The sequence below is a fragment of the Shewanella jiangmenensis genome, from assembly GCF_018596335.1.
GTDB classification, from domain to species: Bacteria; Pseudomonadota; Gammaproteobacteria; order Enterobacterales; family Shewanellaceae; genus Shewanella; species Shewanella jiangmenensis.
Window position 1 is genome coordinate 180,637 of the sequence record NZ_JAHEPS010000001.1, and the last position, 16,093, is coordinate 196,729.

At 55.9% G+C, this 16,093-nt stretch carries 13 protein-coding genes; 5 read left to right on the forward strand and 8 right to left on the reverse strand.

From position 1 onward, the window contains the following. The first annotated feature begins 27 nt into the window (after positions 1-27). Both KJI95_RS00875 and KJI95_RS00880 read left to right on the forward strand, forming a co-directional pair. Positions 28-270 carry a hypothetical protein gene (locus KJI95_RS00875; protein ID WP_214505285.1) on the forward strand — a complete coding sequence of 81 codons (243 nt, stop codon included), beginning with the start codon at positions 28-30 and terminating at the stop codon, positions 268-270. 126 nt (positions 271-396) lie between these two features. Further along, on the forward strand, positions 397-804 hold the full coding sequence (locus tag KJI95_RS00880) for a hypothetical protein (protein WP_214505286.1): 408 nt from the start codon (positions 397-399) through the stop codon (positions 802-804). Between the two features lie 531 nt (positions 805-1,335). On the opposite strand, the gene KJI95_RS00885 is transcribed toward KJI95_RS00880, so the two are convergent. From KJI95_RS00885 to KJI95_RS00905, 5 genes are all read right to left on the reverse strand, one after another. Continuing rightward, positions 1,336-2,082: a BUD32 family EKC/KEOPS complex subunit gene (locus KJI95_RS00885; protein WP_250885515.1), complete on the reverse strand. Its 747-nt coding sequence runs from the start codon at positions 2,080-2,082 to the stop codon at positions 1,336-1,338. Positions 2,083-2,343: 261 nt separating this feature from the next. Beyond that, positions 2,344-2,529 (reverse strand): Trm112 family protein, encoded by a 186-nt coding sequence (locus tag KJI95_RS00890; RefSeq protein ID WP_214505287.1) that lies wholly within the window; start codon positions 2,527-2,529, stop codon positions 2,344-2,346. Next, positions 2,519-3,532 (reverse strand): tetraacyldisaccharide 4'-kinase, encoded by a 1,014-nt coding sequence (gene lpxK / locus KJI95_RS00895; protein ID WP_214506156.1) that lies wholly within the window; start codon positions 3,530-3,532, stop codon positions 2,519-2,521. The genes KJI95_RS00890 and lpxK overlap by 11 nt, the downstream gene beginning before the upstream one ends. Before the next feature lie 2 nt (positions 3,533-3,534). Then, the gene (msbA, locus tag KJI95_RS00900; protein WP_214505288.1) at positions 3,535-5,334 is read right to left on the reverse strand and encodes a lipid A export permease/ATP-binding protein MsbA; all 1,800 of its coding nucleotides are present in this window, start codon (positions 5,332-5,334) and stop codon (positions 3,535-3,537) included. 32 nt (positions 5,335-5,366) lie between these two features. Beyond that, positions 5,367-7,823 (reverse strand): DNA internalization-related competence protein ComEC/Rec2, encoded by a 2,457-nt coding sequence (locus KJI95_RS00905; RefSeq protein WP_214505289.1) that lies wholly within the window; start codon positions 7,821-7,823, stop codon positions 5,367-5,369. Positions 7,824-7,853: 30 nt separating this feature from the next. On the opposite strand from KJI95_RS00905, the gene KJI95_RS00910 reads away from it, so the two are divergent. Then, positions 7,854-8,369: a DUF2062 domain-containing protein gene (locus KJI95_RS00910; RefSeq protein WP_214505290.1), complete on the forward strand. Its 516-nt coding sequence runs from the start codon at positions 7,854-7,856 to the stop codon at positions 8,367-8,369. Positions 8,370-8,491: 122 nt separating this feature from the next. Here the strand turns inward: KJI95_RS00910 and lolE are convergent, their stop codons facing one another. From lolE to KJI95_RS00925, 3 genes are all read right to left on the reverse strand, one after another. Beyond that, the gene (gene lolE, locus KJI95_RS00915) at positions 8,492-9,766 is read right to left on the reverse strand and encodes a lipoprotein-releasing ABC transporter permease subunit LolE (protein ID WP_214505291.1); all 1,275 of its coding nucleotides are present in this window, start codon (positions 9,764-9,766) and stop codon (positions 8,492-8,494) included. Beyond that, complete coding sequence (gene lolD, locus KJI95_RS00920) at positions 9,763-10,452, reverse strand: lipoprotein-releasing ABC transporter ATP-binding protein LolD (protein WP_214505292.1); 690 nt, start codon at positions 10,450-10,452, stop codon at positions 9,763-9,765. Before lolD ends, lolE begins: the two co-directional genes overlap by 4 nt. Positions 10,453-10,625: 173 nt before the next feature. Beyond that, positions 10,626-11,864 (reverse strand): lipoprotein-releasing ABC transporter permease subunit, encoded by a 1,239-nt coding sequence (locus KJI95_RS00925; protein ID WP_214505293.1) that lies wholly within the window; start codon positions 11,862-11,864, stop codon positions 10,626-10,628. 91 nt (positions 11,865-11,955) lie between these two features. Here KJI95_RS00925 and KJI95_RS00930 point away from each other — a divergent pair, with 91 nt between their 5' ends. Together KJI95_RS00930 and mfd are read left to right on the forward strand one after the other, a co-directional pair. Further along, positions 11,956-12,519, forward strand: a complete 564-nt coding sequence (locus KJI95_RS00930; RefSeq protein ID WP_214505294.1) for a hypothetical protein — start codon at positions 11,956-11,958, stop codon at positions 12,517-12,519. Positions 12,520-12,628: 109 nt separating this feature from the next. Then, positions 12,629-16,090, forward strand: a complete 3,462-nt coding sequence (gene mfd / locus KJI95_RS00935) for a transcription-repair coupling factor (protein ID WP_214505295.1) — start codon at positions 12,629-12,631, stop codon at positions 16,088-16,090. Positions 16,091-16,093: the final 3 nt, after the last annotated feature.

The following is a 16,093-nucleotide window of genomic DNA, read 5'->3' on the forward strand; positions in this document are numbered from 1 at the left end:
TTAAATGGCTCGCTGGAGAGGTGTTAAATGAACGATCCCGACAAAATCATGTTTCCCTGTGATATTTGTGGTCAACAATTTCAGTTCGGGCGTAATATTTATAATGGTAAGGTCATCCATACTTATAAATTGACGGTCTGCCGTACTTGTTATGATAGTAATCATGATGGTTGGGCACCGCACTACGAACAGAAAATACTTAAACACCTTAAAGAAAATGATATTGAAGTTCCTGAACGAAATGAAAGTGGTTGTCTACCAAGAGAATAGCAATTTAACAAGTTACTTAATTTCGTTCCGGCCACAAAAAGCGTGGTCTCTACGGGACTGCCTACGTTGCATTGCGGCAGCACATTAGTAAAGCGTTAAGCAATTCATCAGTTTGAGTTATAAATTATGAAAATGGATTATCTGAAAAACATTGAATTGGCGGTTTCTTTAGGTTTCGAAGAGGTCCCTGACGAAAACGCGTATAAAGGCCGCTATTACATTAAAAATGGAATCATATGGATACATGATATCGGTGCGTTAAAGCATAAACTGGGGGATATTAGTGACCAAGAGCTTGCAGCACTTGGATACGATGTAGATAGCTATTATAAATACGTAGATTTCTCCAACGAAATGGTCGACAAAGAAATCGAAAGAATCAGCACTCTTATTCAAATTCCTGATTCCGTTTTATTTGGACGCTTCGATATTTTGGAAGATTCAGCGCTTATCAAAACAATGGCCAGTCTATCCGATGAGGGTTTTGACGAAGAAATCCTGGCAGACTTCGCTCATCAAATGTCTAAAGACTAATGCTTAACAAGGTGCTGCACAATCGCCCGCATGCGGGCTGGACTCGCGGCAGCGCCGCTCGCCTGTGCGCACGACGTTAAATTCTCTCCATCAACTCTCGGCACTCTTGCGGGCGAGAGTTCCCGCTTTCTGCTACACATTGCCCAGACCAGCCGCTCTCCCCTACCTTCCTACTCTTTATTGGATGACTTAGCAACCTCTGCCCCGAGCCCACATTCCCAGCTAAGCCGCCGTGATGATTCCCTTTCGCCTCCAAAAACAACAAGGGCATGAACCTGAGTTCATGCCCTTGATTTACTGACCGTTGGCGAGCTGAAGATAACGCCCTTAAGGATACGGCTAACCTGCTTTGGCTTTGGCTTTGGCTTTGGCTTTGGCTTTGGCTTTGGCTTTGGCTTTGGCTTTGGCTTCGGCTTTCGCTTTGGCATCTGTTATAGCACCGACACATTGCTGCCTGCTCGTGCAGCTGTCAGGGCTGCTTTTAGCGCTGCCTGTCATGACTGCTGCCAACAAACACAGCCAGCCCTCCTATCAGGGGTAGCTTTTAAAGTGCCACAGTACCCAGTAGAGGGGCTTAAGATCCTTACCGCCAACTCGGCGAAAGGGTTTTAGCACCCATCTCAGCCACTGCCAGCTTTCGAGTTTGGCTTTGGCCGCTTGCCAGGTGGCCTCGCCGCCGCTGCGGCGGTAACTGTCGATCGCGGCCTGAATGCAGTCGTGCTGCACGCCCACGTAGCGATACAGCGAGTGCAGGTACACCAGCAAGTCGCGAATTTGTTGGGTCAGCATGGATTTTCCGGCCTGATTGGCCTCGAAATCGATGAATTTGACTTCGCCGCCGCGCCAGCCAATGTCACGCAGCGCAGGCCTGCCGTGGGCGAGATTCTGGGTATGCAGCTTTGCCAGCGCGCTGGCGCTGTCACACAGAATAGTTTTCACCGGCACATCTTCACCGCTTTTTGCCTCGTACAGCCAGTCGCTGACCGTGAGTCCGGCATCTTCCACCACAAAGTAGTGCGGCTCAGCGAGGATTATCCGTGGCACAGGCGCGTTGTGCTCACCAAGCTTACTGAGCGCAGCAATTTCATGTTCAAGGGCACTTTGCGGCTCATCTTTCAAAAGCTTCATCGCGCCTTCAAGACGCTCAGGCTGCTTGAGCCAATACTTGTTGCCGTCGAACTCAAACGACATGACGCGTTGGCCGGGATGCTCTGCCAGCAACCCGTAAACCCTGGCCTGAAAGGCCGCCATGTCAGAAGGCAGGTTCTTATGTTCCATATCGATACTCCCCCGTTTCAGCAAATTATCCTCCGCTAAAATGGCGAGTTCAACGCAATCAAACCAAGTGTTCAGCTTATAAACAGGATTATCAACCAGATGTTAAAAATGAAAAAACCTCCAAAAGGAGGTTTTTACCAGCCGATAACCTGTATATCAGAATGCGCTACTTTAGGCGGCTTCGCCGCTGCGCTTTGGCAACTTTCGCATCAGAGGCTGTTGCAGCGCGATATGGGCTAAGCACACCAGGATATTGAAAGATTACTGGGCGCTGTTTTCCTGCCATGGCTCGGCGCGGTTTTCCAGCAGTACCGGAATGCCTTCGGTGATGGGATAAGCCAGGCGGTCGGCCTTGCAGATAAGCTGCTGCGCCGCTTTGTCGTATTCCAGTTTGCCCTTGCACACAGGGCAAGCAACGATATCCAGAAGTTTTTTATCAAAGGCCATGGGAGTTTCCTTGCTTGGCGTTGGCCGCCCGCGACAGTTTATCGAGCAGCTGTGTGGAAAATTGTGGCGGTAGGGTCGCATCAACGGCGAGATACCACCAGTGTTGTTTGGCAAATTCGCGACATTTAACCGCATCTTTTTCGGTCATGAGCAGTGGCAGGCCATCATCGATGGCGGCGATGTCGGCGGCGCTGTAGGCCATATGGTCGGCAAACTCATGTGCGCGCGCAAGGCTAAAGCCCTGGGTTTCAAGCTCGCGGAAAAAGCGCGCCGGATTGCCTATGCCCGCCATGGCATTCACTGCCGCATTTGGCACTGGCTCATCAGCACAATTGCGGCTCGCCAGCACCGGCTTAAGCCCGGACGGTTTAAGCGCCATGAGATATTCACCACTTTCGGCGTTGCCGCCGTTACAGAGGATAAAATCCACGCTGTTTTTGCGCCACAGGCCTTCGCGCAGCGGTCCTGCCGGAATAAGCAAGCCATTGCCAAAACGGCGCTCGCCGTCAATCAGCACAATTTCAATATCGCGCTCAAGCTGATAATGCTGCAGCCCATCGTCGCAGAGAATGACATTCACATCGTGCAGCGAAAGCAGCTTTTGGGCGGCGCGGATGCGGCTTTTGCCAACCACCATGGGTACGCCGGTGCGGGCCGCTATCATGGCTGGCTCATCACCCACTTGCGTTGGCGACATGCCGGCAATCACCTCGACTTCGCCGTCAACCTCGGCGCCATAGCCACGGCTTATGACGCCGGGGCGCCAGCCTTCGCGGCGCAAAAGCTCAATCAGATACAGCACAGTAGGCGTTTTGCCGCTGCCGCCGGCAGTGATGTTACCCACCACCACCACGGGCACAGGCAGAGAAGTGCGGGACTTAAGCCCGAGCCGGAACGCGAGGCGCCGCGCGCCGCTGATTAGGTAAAACAGCGCCGACAGGGGCAACAGCAACCACGCCAGCCAATGCCCCTGATACCAGATTTTGTGTACCAGCTGCTGCATCATCAGCTACTGAATTGCATCTGATACAGCTTGGCGTACATGCCATCTTTGGCGAGCAGGCTCTTGTGGTTGCCGCGCTCGACAATGTGGCCCTGCTCTATCACCAAAATCTCATCGGCGCTTTCGATGGTCGACAGGCGATGGGCAATGACGATAGAGGTACGGTTCTGGCGCAGGTTTTCAAGCCCCTGCTGAATGGCCTTTTCAGACTCGGTATCGAGCGCCGAGGTGGCCTCATCGAGAATGAGCACAGGCGCGTTACGCAGCATGGCGCGGGCAATGGCGATACGCTGGCGCTGGCCGCCGGACAGCAGCACGCCGTTTTCGCCCACCTGGGTATCGAGCCCCTGGGGCAGCTTATTGATAAATTCCATCGCATGGGCAAGGGTCGCCGCTTCAATCACCTGCTCGCGGGTCACTTCCCATGGGCAGGCGTAGGCGATGTTGTTGGCGATGGTGTCGTTAAACAGGGTTACCTGCTGGCTCACCAGCGCCACCTGGCTTCTCAGGTTTTTAAGGCGATAATCCTCAACATTGACGCCATCAAGCTCGATTGCGCCTTCTTCAAGGCCACCATAGAAGCGGTTAATCAGGCTTGCAATGGTTGACTTGCCTGAGCCTGAGCGGCCCACCAGCGCCAGGGTTTTACCGGGCGGCACGTCAAATTCGATGCCATCCAGCGCGCGGCCTTCCTGCCCTTCATAGCGGAACGATACCTTATCAAAGCGCACATGGCCCTTGGCACGTTCAGTTTCAAAGGTGCCGTTATCGGCTTCAGGCTTGGTGTCGAGCAGCTCAAACACCGTGGTACAGGCGGCGATACCGCGCTGAAACTCGGCGTTCACCCGGGTTAAGTTTTTAATCGGCTGCAAGGTTGCCAGCATGGCGGCAAGCACAGTGGCAAAGGTACCGGCGGTCAGCTCGCTCTTGAGCGAGTCAAAACTCGCGGCATAAAGCACAAAGGCGAGCGCGAACGAGCCGATGATCATAATGGTTGGCTGGCTGATGGCCTGCGCTACCGCAAGCTTCATGTTCTGATGGCGGTTATGGTCGTTTACCTTGGCAAAGCGCGCCGCCTCGGTTTCCTGACCACCAAAGGCGAGCACGTTTTTGTGGCCCTTGATCATCTGCTCGGTTACGGCTGTCACGCCGCCCATAGCGCTTTGAATTTGGCGGGAAATCTTACGGAAACGGCGGCTCACCACGGCAATCACCACCCCGATAATCGGGCCGACCACTAGGATACAGAGCGACAACTTCCAGGAGTTGTAGAACATGAGTGCCAGCATACCGATTACGGTAATGCCGTCGCGGACGATGGAAATCAGCGCGCTGCCGGAGGCGCGGGCGATTTGTTCGGTATCAAAGGTCACGCGGGAGATAAGGTTGCCGGAGTTTTCGCGGTCGATGTAGCTCACCGGCAGCGACAGATAATGCTCAAACACCTGCTGGCGCATGTCCATAATGAGCTTGGCGCTCATGTACGAAATGCCGTAGGTAGAGACAAAGTTGGCCACGCCGCGCAGGGTAAAGAGTGCCACCACCACAAAGGGCGCCCAAAACAGCACCTGATTACCCGAATCAAAGCCGCCACTGGTGCCCACATTCATGGAGCCAGCCATGCCGGAGCCCGAAAACCCTTTATCGATAAAGGGTTGGATAAAGGCTATAAAGGTGGCATCGACCGCGCCGTAAACAATCAGGGCGATAACCGACACAATAAAGATGCCTTTCATGGGCTTAAGGTAGCCCATCAGGCGTTTGAAAACGGTCCAGATTTCTTGGTTAGGCTCGGTAGTCATTGATTCATCTGAGCTATGACAAAGGCTGCATTCTACTCTGTAATCGGCAAGTCACCAACTCCAAACACCTTGTTGTACCAAAAAGGCGCCAGTTGTTCGCGAAAGGTTTTCACCTCAATCTCATCACCAAGATACAAACTGAGCTGGCCTGAATCGGCGGTTACCAGTGTCTTACTGCCAAGGCCCTGATAACGCGCCACCACCTCGGCCTTGGGGAAGCCATAACGGTTATTGAACCCAGCGGCAAACACAGTAAAGCGCGGCGACACCGCCTCGATAAAAGCTTGGGATGATGAGGTTTTGCTGCCATGGTGCGGCGCGCTGAGGATATCGGCATCCAGCATGGCGCGCCCCTGCACGAGCTTCGCCTCAGCTAAGGCCTCGATATCGCCCGTCAGCAGCAGTGAGTGCCTGCTATCGGCGATTCGCACCACGCAGGAGTCGTTGTTGCCGATGCGCGCCTCATCGGCTTCTATTGTGTGGCCTATATCGCTGCCGTTACCGTTGGCCTGTGGCTTCGACGCGATAGCATCATCGGCCTCACGAATGGTCGGCAACACCTCAAGTGTAAGACTGCCAAATGGGCGCGACTGTGCCGTGCAGGCAAGATGCCGCCTGGCTTGCAGTGTTAACGCCGCTTTGGTATCGCTGATGATGTCGGTAATCGGCAGCGCATCCGCAAGGGCCGCAGCGCCGCCGACGTGATCATTGTCTTCATGGCTTAAAATCAGCATATCCACCCGCGCCCGTCCCTTGGCGGCAAGAAATGGGGCAAGTACCCGCTCACCGTAGGAATAGCCACCGGCAAAGGATGCGCCTGTGTCGTACACCAGCGTCTTATCACCCTGAAACACCACCACAGCAAGGCCCTGCCCCACATCGAGCGCATGCACCTGCCAATGACTTTTATCTTCACCAAAGCGCCAGGCTACGAGGGGCAAAAGCAGGCACAGCGCCAGCACCTTAAGCCACTGTACATAGCGTACATGGGGGAAATGAGGGCGCGGCAGCCGCAGAAATCTGCCCCCAGCAAAAGTAAACAAAAGCACAGGCAGTGCAAACAAGAGCGCGGCGGCCAGAGCATCGCCAAGCCTTACCCAGGCCGCGGGCAGGCTGTCAGACAAGCCAAGCAGCCACTCGTGGGGTAAAAGTGAAAGCAGCGCCGGTTCAAACAGCCACGGCGCGGCAATGCCTGCCGCGTTCAGCAGTAAAAACAGCAACAGGCACAGCAGTGACAGCGGAATAACCACCAGCGAAAACCAGGGCACCATCAAAAGGTTAATCCAGAGGCTGTGGATGCTGATGCCACCAAAAAGGATAAGCTGCAGCACACCCATGCCAAGGGAAAGCGCAAGCTGGATCCGAACAAGCAGCCATGCTTGCTGCTTAAGCCGCCGCCAGCGCCCTTCGGTTTGCGTCTCCTTCTCCGGAATACACAGCAAAATAATCACTATGGCGCCAAAGGACAGCCAGAAGCCCGCCGCCAGCGGCGATAAAGGATCAAGCAGCAGCACAGCAATAAGCGCATACAAGAGCCGCTCCCAGGGGGAGGCAAAACGGCGCGACAGCGATAAAAGGCACACCAGCGCCAGCATCACAAAGGCGCGGCGGGTCGGAATGCCCATGCCGGCAAGAAGCGCGTACAACAAGCAGCCAACAAGGGCAATCAGGGATGCAAGCAAGAGATTGCGCCTGCTTTGGGGCGCAGAAAACAGCCCAAGCAAATAACGACTGACGCCAAACAGCCACAGCGCCAATACTGATAAGTGCAATCCGGATATCGCCATCAAATGCCCTGTGCCGGTGGCACGAAGTTGCTGCCAGGTTTCCTGACTTATCTGGCGCTGCTCACCGCTAAGGAGTGCAAGCAGCAGCGCTGATGCCTGTGGCAATGCCTGTGCCGACGCCTGTGCCATTTCGTCGCGTTCGGATAGCAGGCTCTGGCGCAAGTTATTGATAATGTGCTGCCTGAGCGAGCCTGACGCCGAAATCCGTCTCGCGTCCAGCACCCGTGCCTTAAGGCCGATGTGGCGCGATAACAAATAACGCTGCTGATTAAAGCCACCGTCATTCAGCGGCGCACTGATGCTGCGGCGGGAAAGGCGCAGCTCCCACACATCCCCCGCAACCACTTGCTCATTCGTTCGCCAGTCAAGCCGAATTTGTGGCGCAGGCCATGAGATTAATTTTGGTTTAACCAGCCGGATATCTATACTCTGCCAGTCGCCGCTGACGGATACAGGTGTTATGATTTCGGCGCGGATCCAGACATCACGCCCCTCCGGCAACTGACGATAGTCAAATGTCATGAGGGTAAAAAGCACGACCCAACCAACACCAGCCATGGCTCCGGCAAGCAGTGCGGCGCGCCGATGTACAATCAGCGCCAGCAGGAGCAAAAGCGCACCCACTGGTGCAGGCGGTATCGCCGGCCACAGCAGCGCTGAGATGACAAGGGCACAAAAGCCCAGCAGGAATGGGTTCTTCACAGCAGTAAGTTAAGACAGCATTACCAGCCTATGCCAAAAAAGCTTATTAAAAGGTTTATGCCCCACCCCGACTCCCTGAAGGAGCACAAGCACCTGCAGATGTTCGGTAAGTTGCTGCATAAACCAAACCTGTGGCATCTCAACCGCCGCTCAGCGCCGGGTGCCTTTGCCGTTGGACTCTTTATCGCCTGGGTTCCGATGCCCTTTCAGATGGTTGCCGCCGCCGCGCTCGCTATCTTTTTTAATGTGAACCTGCCGGTGTCGGTAGCGCTGGTGTGGATCACCAATCCGGTTACCATGCCGTTTTTGTTCTATATCGCGTATCAGGTAGGGGCCAAATTACTTGGCCATGTTCCGCAGGAGTTTGCGTTTGAAGCCAGCTGGCAGTGGCTTGAAGCTTCACTTGCCACCATTGGCCCGCCATTTTTGCTTGGCTGCGCCGTCTTGGGCGCGCTCAGTGCCGGCATTGGTTATCTGATTATCAGTAACCTGTGGAAATACTCGGTGATGTTTAAGTGGCGCAGCCGCAGTCGCCCCGCAGCCTGATCTGGTGCTAAGGCAGATCCTCAACTTGCTGGCTTACCATGCCCTGTAAACTGCCCAAATTAACGCCCAATAAAAAACGCGCTTAATGCGCGTTTTTTATTGGCTTGAACACTCGCGATTGATTAGCGCCCGGCGAGCGCCGCCGCAGGCTCGGTCAGGCTTGCCTTGTAGGCCGGATACAGGGTCGCAATCAGGCTCATTACAAAGGCCATCACGCACACCAGCACCACGTCCTGGGTGTGCAGCTCAGACGGCAAAAAGTCAATAAAGTACACATCGGCCGACAGGAGCTTTACCCCAAACAGCGATTCAATCCCGCGGGAAATGGCCGACAGATTAAGCGCCACAGTCACGCCAATCAACATCCCAAGCACAGTGCCGATAAAACCGCTGATGGCGCCATGCACCATAAACATCAGCACGATGGCGCGCCGTTTAAGGCCCATGGTCATCAGAATGGCGATTTCCGAGGTCTTGTCGCGCACCGCCATCACCAGGGTCGAGACTATGTTAAAACAGGCCACGGCAATCACCAGCGCCAGCACCAGATACATCAGGGTGCGCACCAGCTGGATGTCCTGATACAGATGGCCCTGGCTGCGGGTCCAGTCGCTGATATAAAGATGCTGACTGGTCTGGGCAAAGCCAAGCTCGCGGATAAGCCGGGGTGCGGCAAACACATCATCCACCGCAATGCGCACGCCGGTGACACGCTCGCCAAGGTTCATCACCCGCGCAAGGTGCTCCATCGAGGCAAACGCCGTCAAAAGCTCAAGCTCGCCGCCAAGCTGATAGCTGCCGCGCACGATAAACTTGTGGCTCTGGGTCGCACCAAGTTTTCCGGCGTCCCGTCCACTAAGGTCAGGCACATACAGCACCAGGGTATCGCCCTCATTAAGACCAAGCTTTTCAAGCAGCGCCTTACCAAGCACGATGGTATTATCATCACCCTCAAGGCTTTGCCAGGCAGCAGGCGACATATAAGAAGCGATGCCGGAGACCTTCCCTTCTCGGGCGGTATCAATCCCCACCAGACTCACGCCCTGAAAGCCGCCCTGACGTTGCACCAGCCCCTGTAAGCGCACAAAGGGCGCGGCGCCGCGCACGCCGGGCAACTGATTTGCCTGCTCGATAATATCGTCGGCGCCATGGACCGGCTCATTAACGCCAGTCAGCTCGCCGTGGGGCACTACGTCAAGAAACCTGTCTCTGAGTTCACGCTCAAAACCGTTCATGGCCGACAGCACAATGATCAGCACAGCCACTCCGAGGGTAATACCGGCGGTCGAGGCAAACGAAATAAAGCTGATAAAGCTGTTGGACTGGCGGGCGCGGTAGAAGCGAAACCCAAGCCACAGCGGCAAAAGGCCGTGGCCTTTTGGCGAATGGTCGCTCATTGGCCGGCTCCTGCGCTCAGCTTGCCACTCACCATGGTCAGCTGCCTGTCCATGCGGGCTGCGAGTTTCGGGTCGTGGGTGACTACCACAAACGCGGTGCCAAGGGAAGATGCCAGCTCACGGATAAGCCCATAGACTGCTTCGCCGCTGGCGGCATCGAGGTTTCCTGTGGGCTCATCGGCCAGCACCAGCTTGGGCTGATTGATAAGGGCTCTGGCAATCGCCGTGCGCTGGCGCTCACCGCCTGAAAGCTCAGACGGCGCATGTTGCAGGCGATGGCTCAGGCCAACCCGCTCAAGCAGCGCTTCGGCGCGCTCAAACGCCTCTTTTTTATCGACACCGGCAATACGTGCCGGCATGGCCACGTTTTCGATGGCACTGAATTCCGGCAGCAGATGGTGAAACTGATAAATAAAGCCAAGCGACGCGCTTCTAAGCTCCGCCTGACGTTTGGCACCCATGGCGTAGATATCTTCGCCTTCAAGCAGCACGCTGCCGCTGCTGGGTTTATCCAGCGTACCCATAATGTGCAGCAGGGTACTTTTACCCGAGCCTGAGCTGCCGACAATCGCCAGCTGCTCGCCGCGGTACACCTGTAAATCGACACCGGTCAGCACCTGGGTTTCCAGCTTGCCTTCGCGGTAGGTCTTGCTGACGTTTTCGACCCGCAGCAGGATGTCTTGCATATGTTGTGTCTCACTTAGGGGCGCGCTGCGCCTTTAATTTTAGTGGCGCGCTGCGCCTTAAATTTGGTAACCATTTTCACGATGAACATTGTCGCAAAAAGCAACTGTTGCTCATCAACGCCCTATTTATAAAAGCGCGCTTTTCATAAAAGGGCGCTGTTCATAAAGGCGCGCTATTCGTAACGCAGCGCCTGGGCAGGCTCCACTCGGGAGGCCTTAAGCGCAGGATACAGGGTCGCAAGCAAGGTGATGATGACAGTGCCAAGCACTATGATGCCTAACTGAGTGCCCGACACAATCACCGGCAGCGACTGACCGCCCCCAAGCACTGAAACACCGATAGCCGAAAGCACAGTGTTAAGGTTTAACGCCAGCAACAGCCCGGCCGCGAGGCCAAGCACCAAACCCAGCACCGCATTGAGCGAGCCCTGCACCACAAAAATCCCCATCACTTCGGCGCGCTTAAGCCCCTGGGTCATCAGCACCGCCACGTCGGTGGTTTTATCCACCACCATCATCACCAGTGCCGAGACGATATTAAAAGCCGCCACCGCCACGATAAGGCTGAGCATCAGCGACATCATGTTTTTTTCCATCTTCACCGCACCAAAGCGCTGACCGTAGCTGTCGCGCCAGTCATGCACAGTAAGAGCATCCGCGCTGGCCACTCCGGCAAGCAGCGCAGGAATACGATTGCCTGTGGTCTCAGCCTTGAAGGGGTCATCAAGATAGAGGCGAAGCGCATCAACTCCAGCGGGATTTTTACGCATCAGGCGCCTTGCATCTTCGTAATGCACAAACGCAAGCTGGGCATCCACCATAGAGCCCATCTGAAACAGCCCCGCCACCACAAAGCGGCGCTGACTGGGCACAGGCCCGAGGGGCGAATACACCACGCCCTCACCACTCAGCACACGTATGGTGTCGCCCACGGCAACATCAAGCTCTGAGGCAAGCGCAGTGCCAAGGATAATCCGGTAACTGCCGGGCTCGAGTGCATCAAAGGCGCTGGAGTAAACCGTGTGAGTCAGCGCGGCAAGCTCGGCCTCGGTTTGTGGAAACACGCCGTTTAACTGCACCGCCGCAATGTTTGCACTGGACTGCAGCATCGCCTGGGTTGAGGTTGAAGGCGTCACGCCAATCACATCGCGGTCAGCCTTAAGCATTGACGCCGCCTGTTGCCAGTCACTGAAACCATCGCGGTTTTCCACCACCAGCTGCGGCACAGCCCCTAAAATGCGCTCTTTGAGCTGGCCTTCGAGGCCATTCATCACCGATGTGACCACAATCAGTGCGGCCACCCCAAGAAAAATCCCGCTCACGGCAAACAGGGTAATAAAGGAGGCAAAGGCGTTGGCTTTACGCGCCCGCCAGTAGCGAAATCCGATAAGAAAGGCAGAAGATGAAAACATGTGCGCTGCGAAGGCCCTGGCTGTGCTTGCCTAATGGTTTGAGTGGGCACGATAATAGGGGTATCTCACCCATAAATAAAGAGGCACGCCCTTGTTAGCCGATCCTGACGCCTATTTCAGCGTGAATCACGATTTCAGCGCCTATCTGAGCCCCTTCGAAGGCCCGCTGCCCACGGAATTACAGCTGATGTCGATGCGCAGTGTCGGACTGCAGCTGCTCAGTGAAGTGAAGGTGCTGGAGGCCAGTTGCCTGCTGCAGCTGCGTCAGCTCGATAACGATGCCAAGGCCGTGGTCGACTATTTAAAACTGCAGTCCCGTAAAGTCGATATGGTGCTGCACTATGTGCTTGAAAACGAAAGCCGTGACGGTAGCCGTTATCAGGGGCGCCGTTTTGGTGGCAGCGGTTTTGTGGTGAGTTCAGAGGCGCCGCTCACCCCGGGCGAGCAGGTAAAAGCCACCCTTTATATCCGCGATGAGTTGCTGGCGTTGGTGTGCATTGCCGAGGTGACCCGGGTCGAGCCCTCCGACGAGGGCTTTGCGGCCGAGCTTGAATACCGCTGCATTATGGAAGAAGACGTGGAGCAACTGGTCAAGGCAAGCCTTAGCGTTCAGCAAAAGCAGCTCAAGGCCCGTAAGCCCCTGTCACACAACTGATTGAACTCTGCACCGCTCAGCGTTTTTACCGGCAGGTAAAGTGACAAGCCAGCGCCTGCCCCCTACAATGAGCCACTGATTTTCTTTTAAAACCGGCAATTTCGTTCCCATGAGTGCTTTTACGGTAGACCATCTTCCCAAGACACCGCCCACGGGGCAGGTATCGGCGATTACAGTGCAGGGCGGCGTTGCCCGCGCGCTGCTGCTGGCCGAAATGACCCGCCGCCATGGCGGCACCACCCTGATAGTCACCAGCGACACCCCAACGGCGCTGCAGCTTGAGGCCGAACTTGGCTATCTGCTCAAAGAAGACAAGCTGGATGTTTGCCTGTTTCCGGACCGTGAAACCCTGCCCTACGACAGCTTTTCGCCGCATCAGGACCTGATTTCAAGCAGGCTTGAAACCCTGTCAAAACTTGAGCGCGGTCAGGGCCGGTTGGTGATAGTACCGCTGACCACCCTGATGGTACGACTGCCGCCAAAGGCATTTCTTGCCGCCAATGTGCTGATTTTAAAGAAAGGTGATAAGTATCAGCTGCAGGAGATGCGAAAGCTGCTCACCGACACCGGTTACCATCTGGTGGAGCAGGTTTATGGTCACGGCGAGTTTGCCATTCGCGGCTCGATTCTCGATATCTTCCCAAGCGGCAGCAGCGAGCCGCTGCGGATTGAACTTTTTGACGATGAAGTCGAGTCAATCCGCCATTTCGACCCGGAAACCCAACGCTCCAGCGCTGAAATCGACCGCATCCGCATGCTGCCGGCGCGGGAGTTTCCGGTGGACAGCCAGGCCATTGAAGGCTTCAGGCAGCGTTACCGGCGCACCTTCGAGACAGTCAGCAACGCTCCCGAGTCTGTGTATCAGCTGGTGAGCCGCAATCTGATGCCCGCCGGCATCGAGAATTACCTGCCGCTGTTTTTCGATGACACAGCCACCTTATTCGACTACCTGCCAAGCGAGCTGCAGGTGGTAACCCTGGGCGAGCTGCATCAGGCCGCCGAGCAGCATCTTGCCGAGGTGCACGCCCGCTATGAAGACCGGCGTGTCGACCCGATGCGGCCGCTGCTGCCGCCCAAAACCCTGTTTCAGACGGTGGATGAGCTTTTTGGGCATTTTCGCCGTTACAGCCGTTTTGCCCTGTCGCCAACCGACGGCGATTTACGCCTCGACGCTGCGCCGCTGCCGGATATCCGCGCCAACCACAAATTAAAGCAGCCTTTGGAAGCCCTGAGCCTGTGGGCCAATCAAGGCCAGCACATCGCCTTTGTGGCCGAATCGGAAGGCCGGCGCGAAGCGCTGCTTGAGCTCCTCGGCAAGGCCGGGATCAAACTCAAACTGCTGCCACACATCAATGGCTTTTTACGTTCAGGGGCCGAGCACGCGCTTATCGTGGCGCCGCTCTCCCTTGGCTGCAGTTTGCAGCTAGGCGGCAAAAATCTTGCTGTGGTGTGCGAAACCGAGCTCTTTGGCGAGCGGGTGTCACAGCAGCGCCGGCGGGACAAGCAGCGCCAGCTCAGTCAGGATGTGCTGATTAAAAACCTGGCTGAGCTCAAAGTCGGCCAGCCTGTGGTGCACCTTGAGCACGGCGTCGGTCTGTATCAGGGGCTCGAAACCCTGGATACCGGCGGCTTGGTGGCCGAATACTTAAAGCTTGAATACGCCGGCGGCGACAAGCTGTATGTGCCGGTATCCTCACTGCACCTTATCAGCCGTTATGCGGTCGGCAGCGACAGCGATGCCGCGCTTAACCGCCTTGGCAACGAGACCTGGGCCAAGGCCAAGCGCAAAGCCATTGAGCGCATCCGCGATGTGGCGGCTGAGCTTTTGGATGTGTACGCCCGCCGTGAAGCGCGCCCGGGCGAACCCTGTGTGCTGGATGACGAGGAATACGCCCTGTTTGTGCAGGGGTTCCCGTTTGAAGAAACGGTCGATCAGGAAATGGCCATCAAGGCCGTCATCGATGATATGTGCCAGCCCAAGGCCATGGACCGTCTGGTGTGCGGCGATGTTGGCTTTGGTAAAACCGAAGTGGCGATGCGCGCGGCGTTTCTTGCGGTATCCAGCGGCAAACAGGTGGTGGTGCTGGTGCCCACCACGCTGCTGGCCCAGCAGCATTTTGAGAACTTTAAAGACCGCTTCGCCGACTGGCCGATACGCATCGAGGTGATGTCGCGTTTTCGTACTGCCAAAGAGCAGCAGGCCGTGCTGTCGGCCATGGGCGAAGGCAAGGTCGATATCGTGATTGGCACGCACAAGCTTTTGAATACCGAGCTTAATTTTGATGCACTGGGGCTTCTTATCATCGACGAGGAGCACAGATTTGGCGTGCGCCAAAAGGAGCGCATCAAGGCTATCCGCGCCAATGTGGATATCCTCACCCTAACAGCCACCCCCATTCCTCGCACCCTTAATATGGCCATGTCCGGCATGCGCGATTTATCCATTATCGCCACCCCACCGGCCAAGCGTCTTGCGGTAAAAACCTTTGTGCGTGAATACGACAAGGCCACGGTGCGCGAGGCGCTGCTTCGGGAAATTTTGCGCGGCGGCCAGGTGTACTACCTGCACAATCAGGTTGAAACCATTGAAAAAACCGCCGAAGAAATCCGCACTCTGGTACCCGAGGCACGGGTGGTAACCGCCCACGGCCAGATGCGCGAGCGCGAGCTTGAAAAAGTGATGTCGGACTTTTATCACCAGCGTTTTAACGTGCTGGTGTGTACCACCATTATCGAAACCGGTATCGACGTGCCAAGCGCCAACACCATAGTTATCGACCGCGCCGACCACTTTGGCCTGGCGCAGCTGCACCAATTGCGTGGCCGGGTTGGCCGCTCTCACCACCAGGCCTATGCCTATCTGATGACGCCCCACCCCAAGCTGATGACGGCCGATGCCCGCAAGCGACTTGAAGCCATTGATGCGCTGGAAGATTTGGGCGCAGGTTTTATGCTGGCAACACAGGATCTGGAAATTCGCGGCGCCGGCGAGCTTTTGGGTGATGAGCAAAGCGGTCACATCTCCAAAATCGGCTTCAGCCTCTATATGGAAATGCTCGAAGGCGCAGTTAAGGCCCTTAAAGAAGGCAAAGAGCCGTCGCTGCAGCAGATGCTTGGCAGCGTCTGTGAAATTGACCTGCGCATTCCGGCGCTGCTGCCTGAGGATTACGTTGGCGATGTTAATATGCGCCTGTCGCTCTATAAGCGCATCGCCAATTGTGACAACGAGCAGGCCATCGACGAGATGAAGGTCGAGCTGATTGACCGCTTTGGTTTGCTGCCCGATGCCACCCGCAACCTGCTCACCTTAACGCTGTATAAACACCGCGCCACCCGTCTGGGTGCCATCCGCATCGAGATGCACAGCCGCGGCGGCAGTATCGAGTTTGGCAGCGAGCACAAAATCGACCCGGGCTTTATCATCGGCTTGCTTTCTTCGCAGCCCAACGTCTATCGTATGGACGGCCCAAACAAACTTAAGTTCACCATGCCCTGCGAAACCGCAGCCGAGCGGCTTGAACTGATGGAATTGCTGCTGTCGCAGCTAGAACAACACAGCATCGGAGAATAATAA

What these genes read in the sequence shown, in the direction of transcription:
- KJI95_RS00885 (WP_250885515.1), bottom strand. Translation starts at nt 2,082, where the DNA reads ATGGAACATAAGAACCTGCCTTCTGACATGGCGGCCTTTCAGGCCAGG.
- KJI95_RS00875 (WP_214505285.1), top strand. Translation starts at nt 28, where the DNA reads ATGAACGATCCCGACAAAATCATGTTTCCCTGTGATATTTGTGGTCAA.
- lolE (WP_214505291.1), bottom strand. Translation starts at nt 9,766, where the DNA reads ATGAGCGACCATTCGCCAAAAGGCCACGGCCTTTTGCCGCTGTGGCTT.
- msbA (WP_214505288.1), bottom strand. Translation starts at nt 5,334, where the DNA reads ATGACTACCGAGCCTAACCAAGAAATCTGGACCGTTTTCAAACGCCTG.
- KJI95_RS00880 (WP_214505286.1), top strand. Translation starts at nt 397, where the DNA reads ATGAAAATGGATTATCTGAAAAACATTGAATTGGCGGTTTCTTTAGGT.
- lpxK (WP_214506156.1), bottom strand. Translation starts at nt 3,532, where the DNA reads ATGCAGCAGCTGGTACACAAAATCTGGTATCAGGGGCATTGGCTGGCG.
- lolD (WP_214505292.1), bottom strand. Translation starts at nt 10,452, where the DNA reads ATGCAAGACATCCTGCTGCGGGTCGAAAACGTCAGCAAGACCTACCGC.
- KJI95_RS00925 (WP_214505293.1), bottom strand. Translation starts at nt 11,864, where the DNA reads ATGTTTTCATCTTCTGCCTTTCTTATCGGATTTCGCTACTGGCGGGCG.
- mfd (WP_214505295.1), top strand. Translation starts at nt 12,629, where the DNA reads ATGAGTGCTTTTACGGTAGACCATCTTCCCAAGACACCGCCCACGGGG.
- KJI95_RS00910 (WP_214505290.1), top strand. Translation starts at nt 7,854, where the DNA reads ATGCCAAAAAAGCTTATTAAAAGGTTTATGCCCCACCCCGACTCCCTG.
- KJI95_RS00890 (WP_214505287.1), bottom strand. Translation starts at nt 2,529, where the DNA reads ATGGCCTTTGATAAAAAACTTCTGGATATCGTTGCTTGCCCTGTGTGC.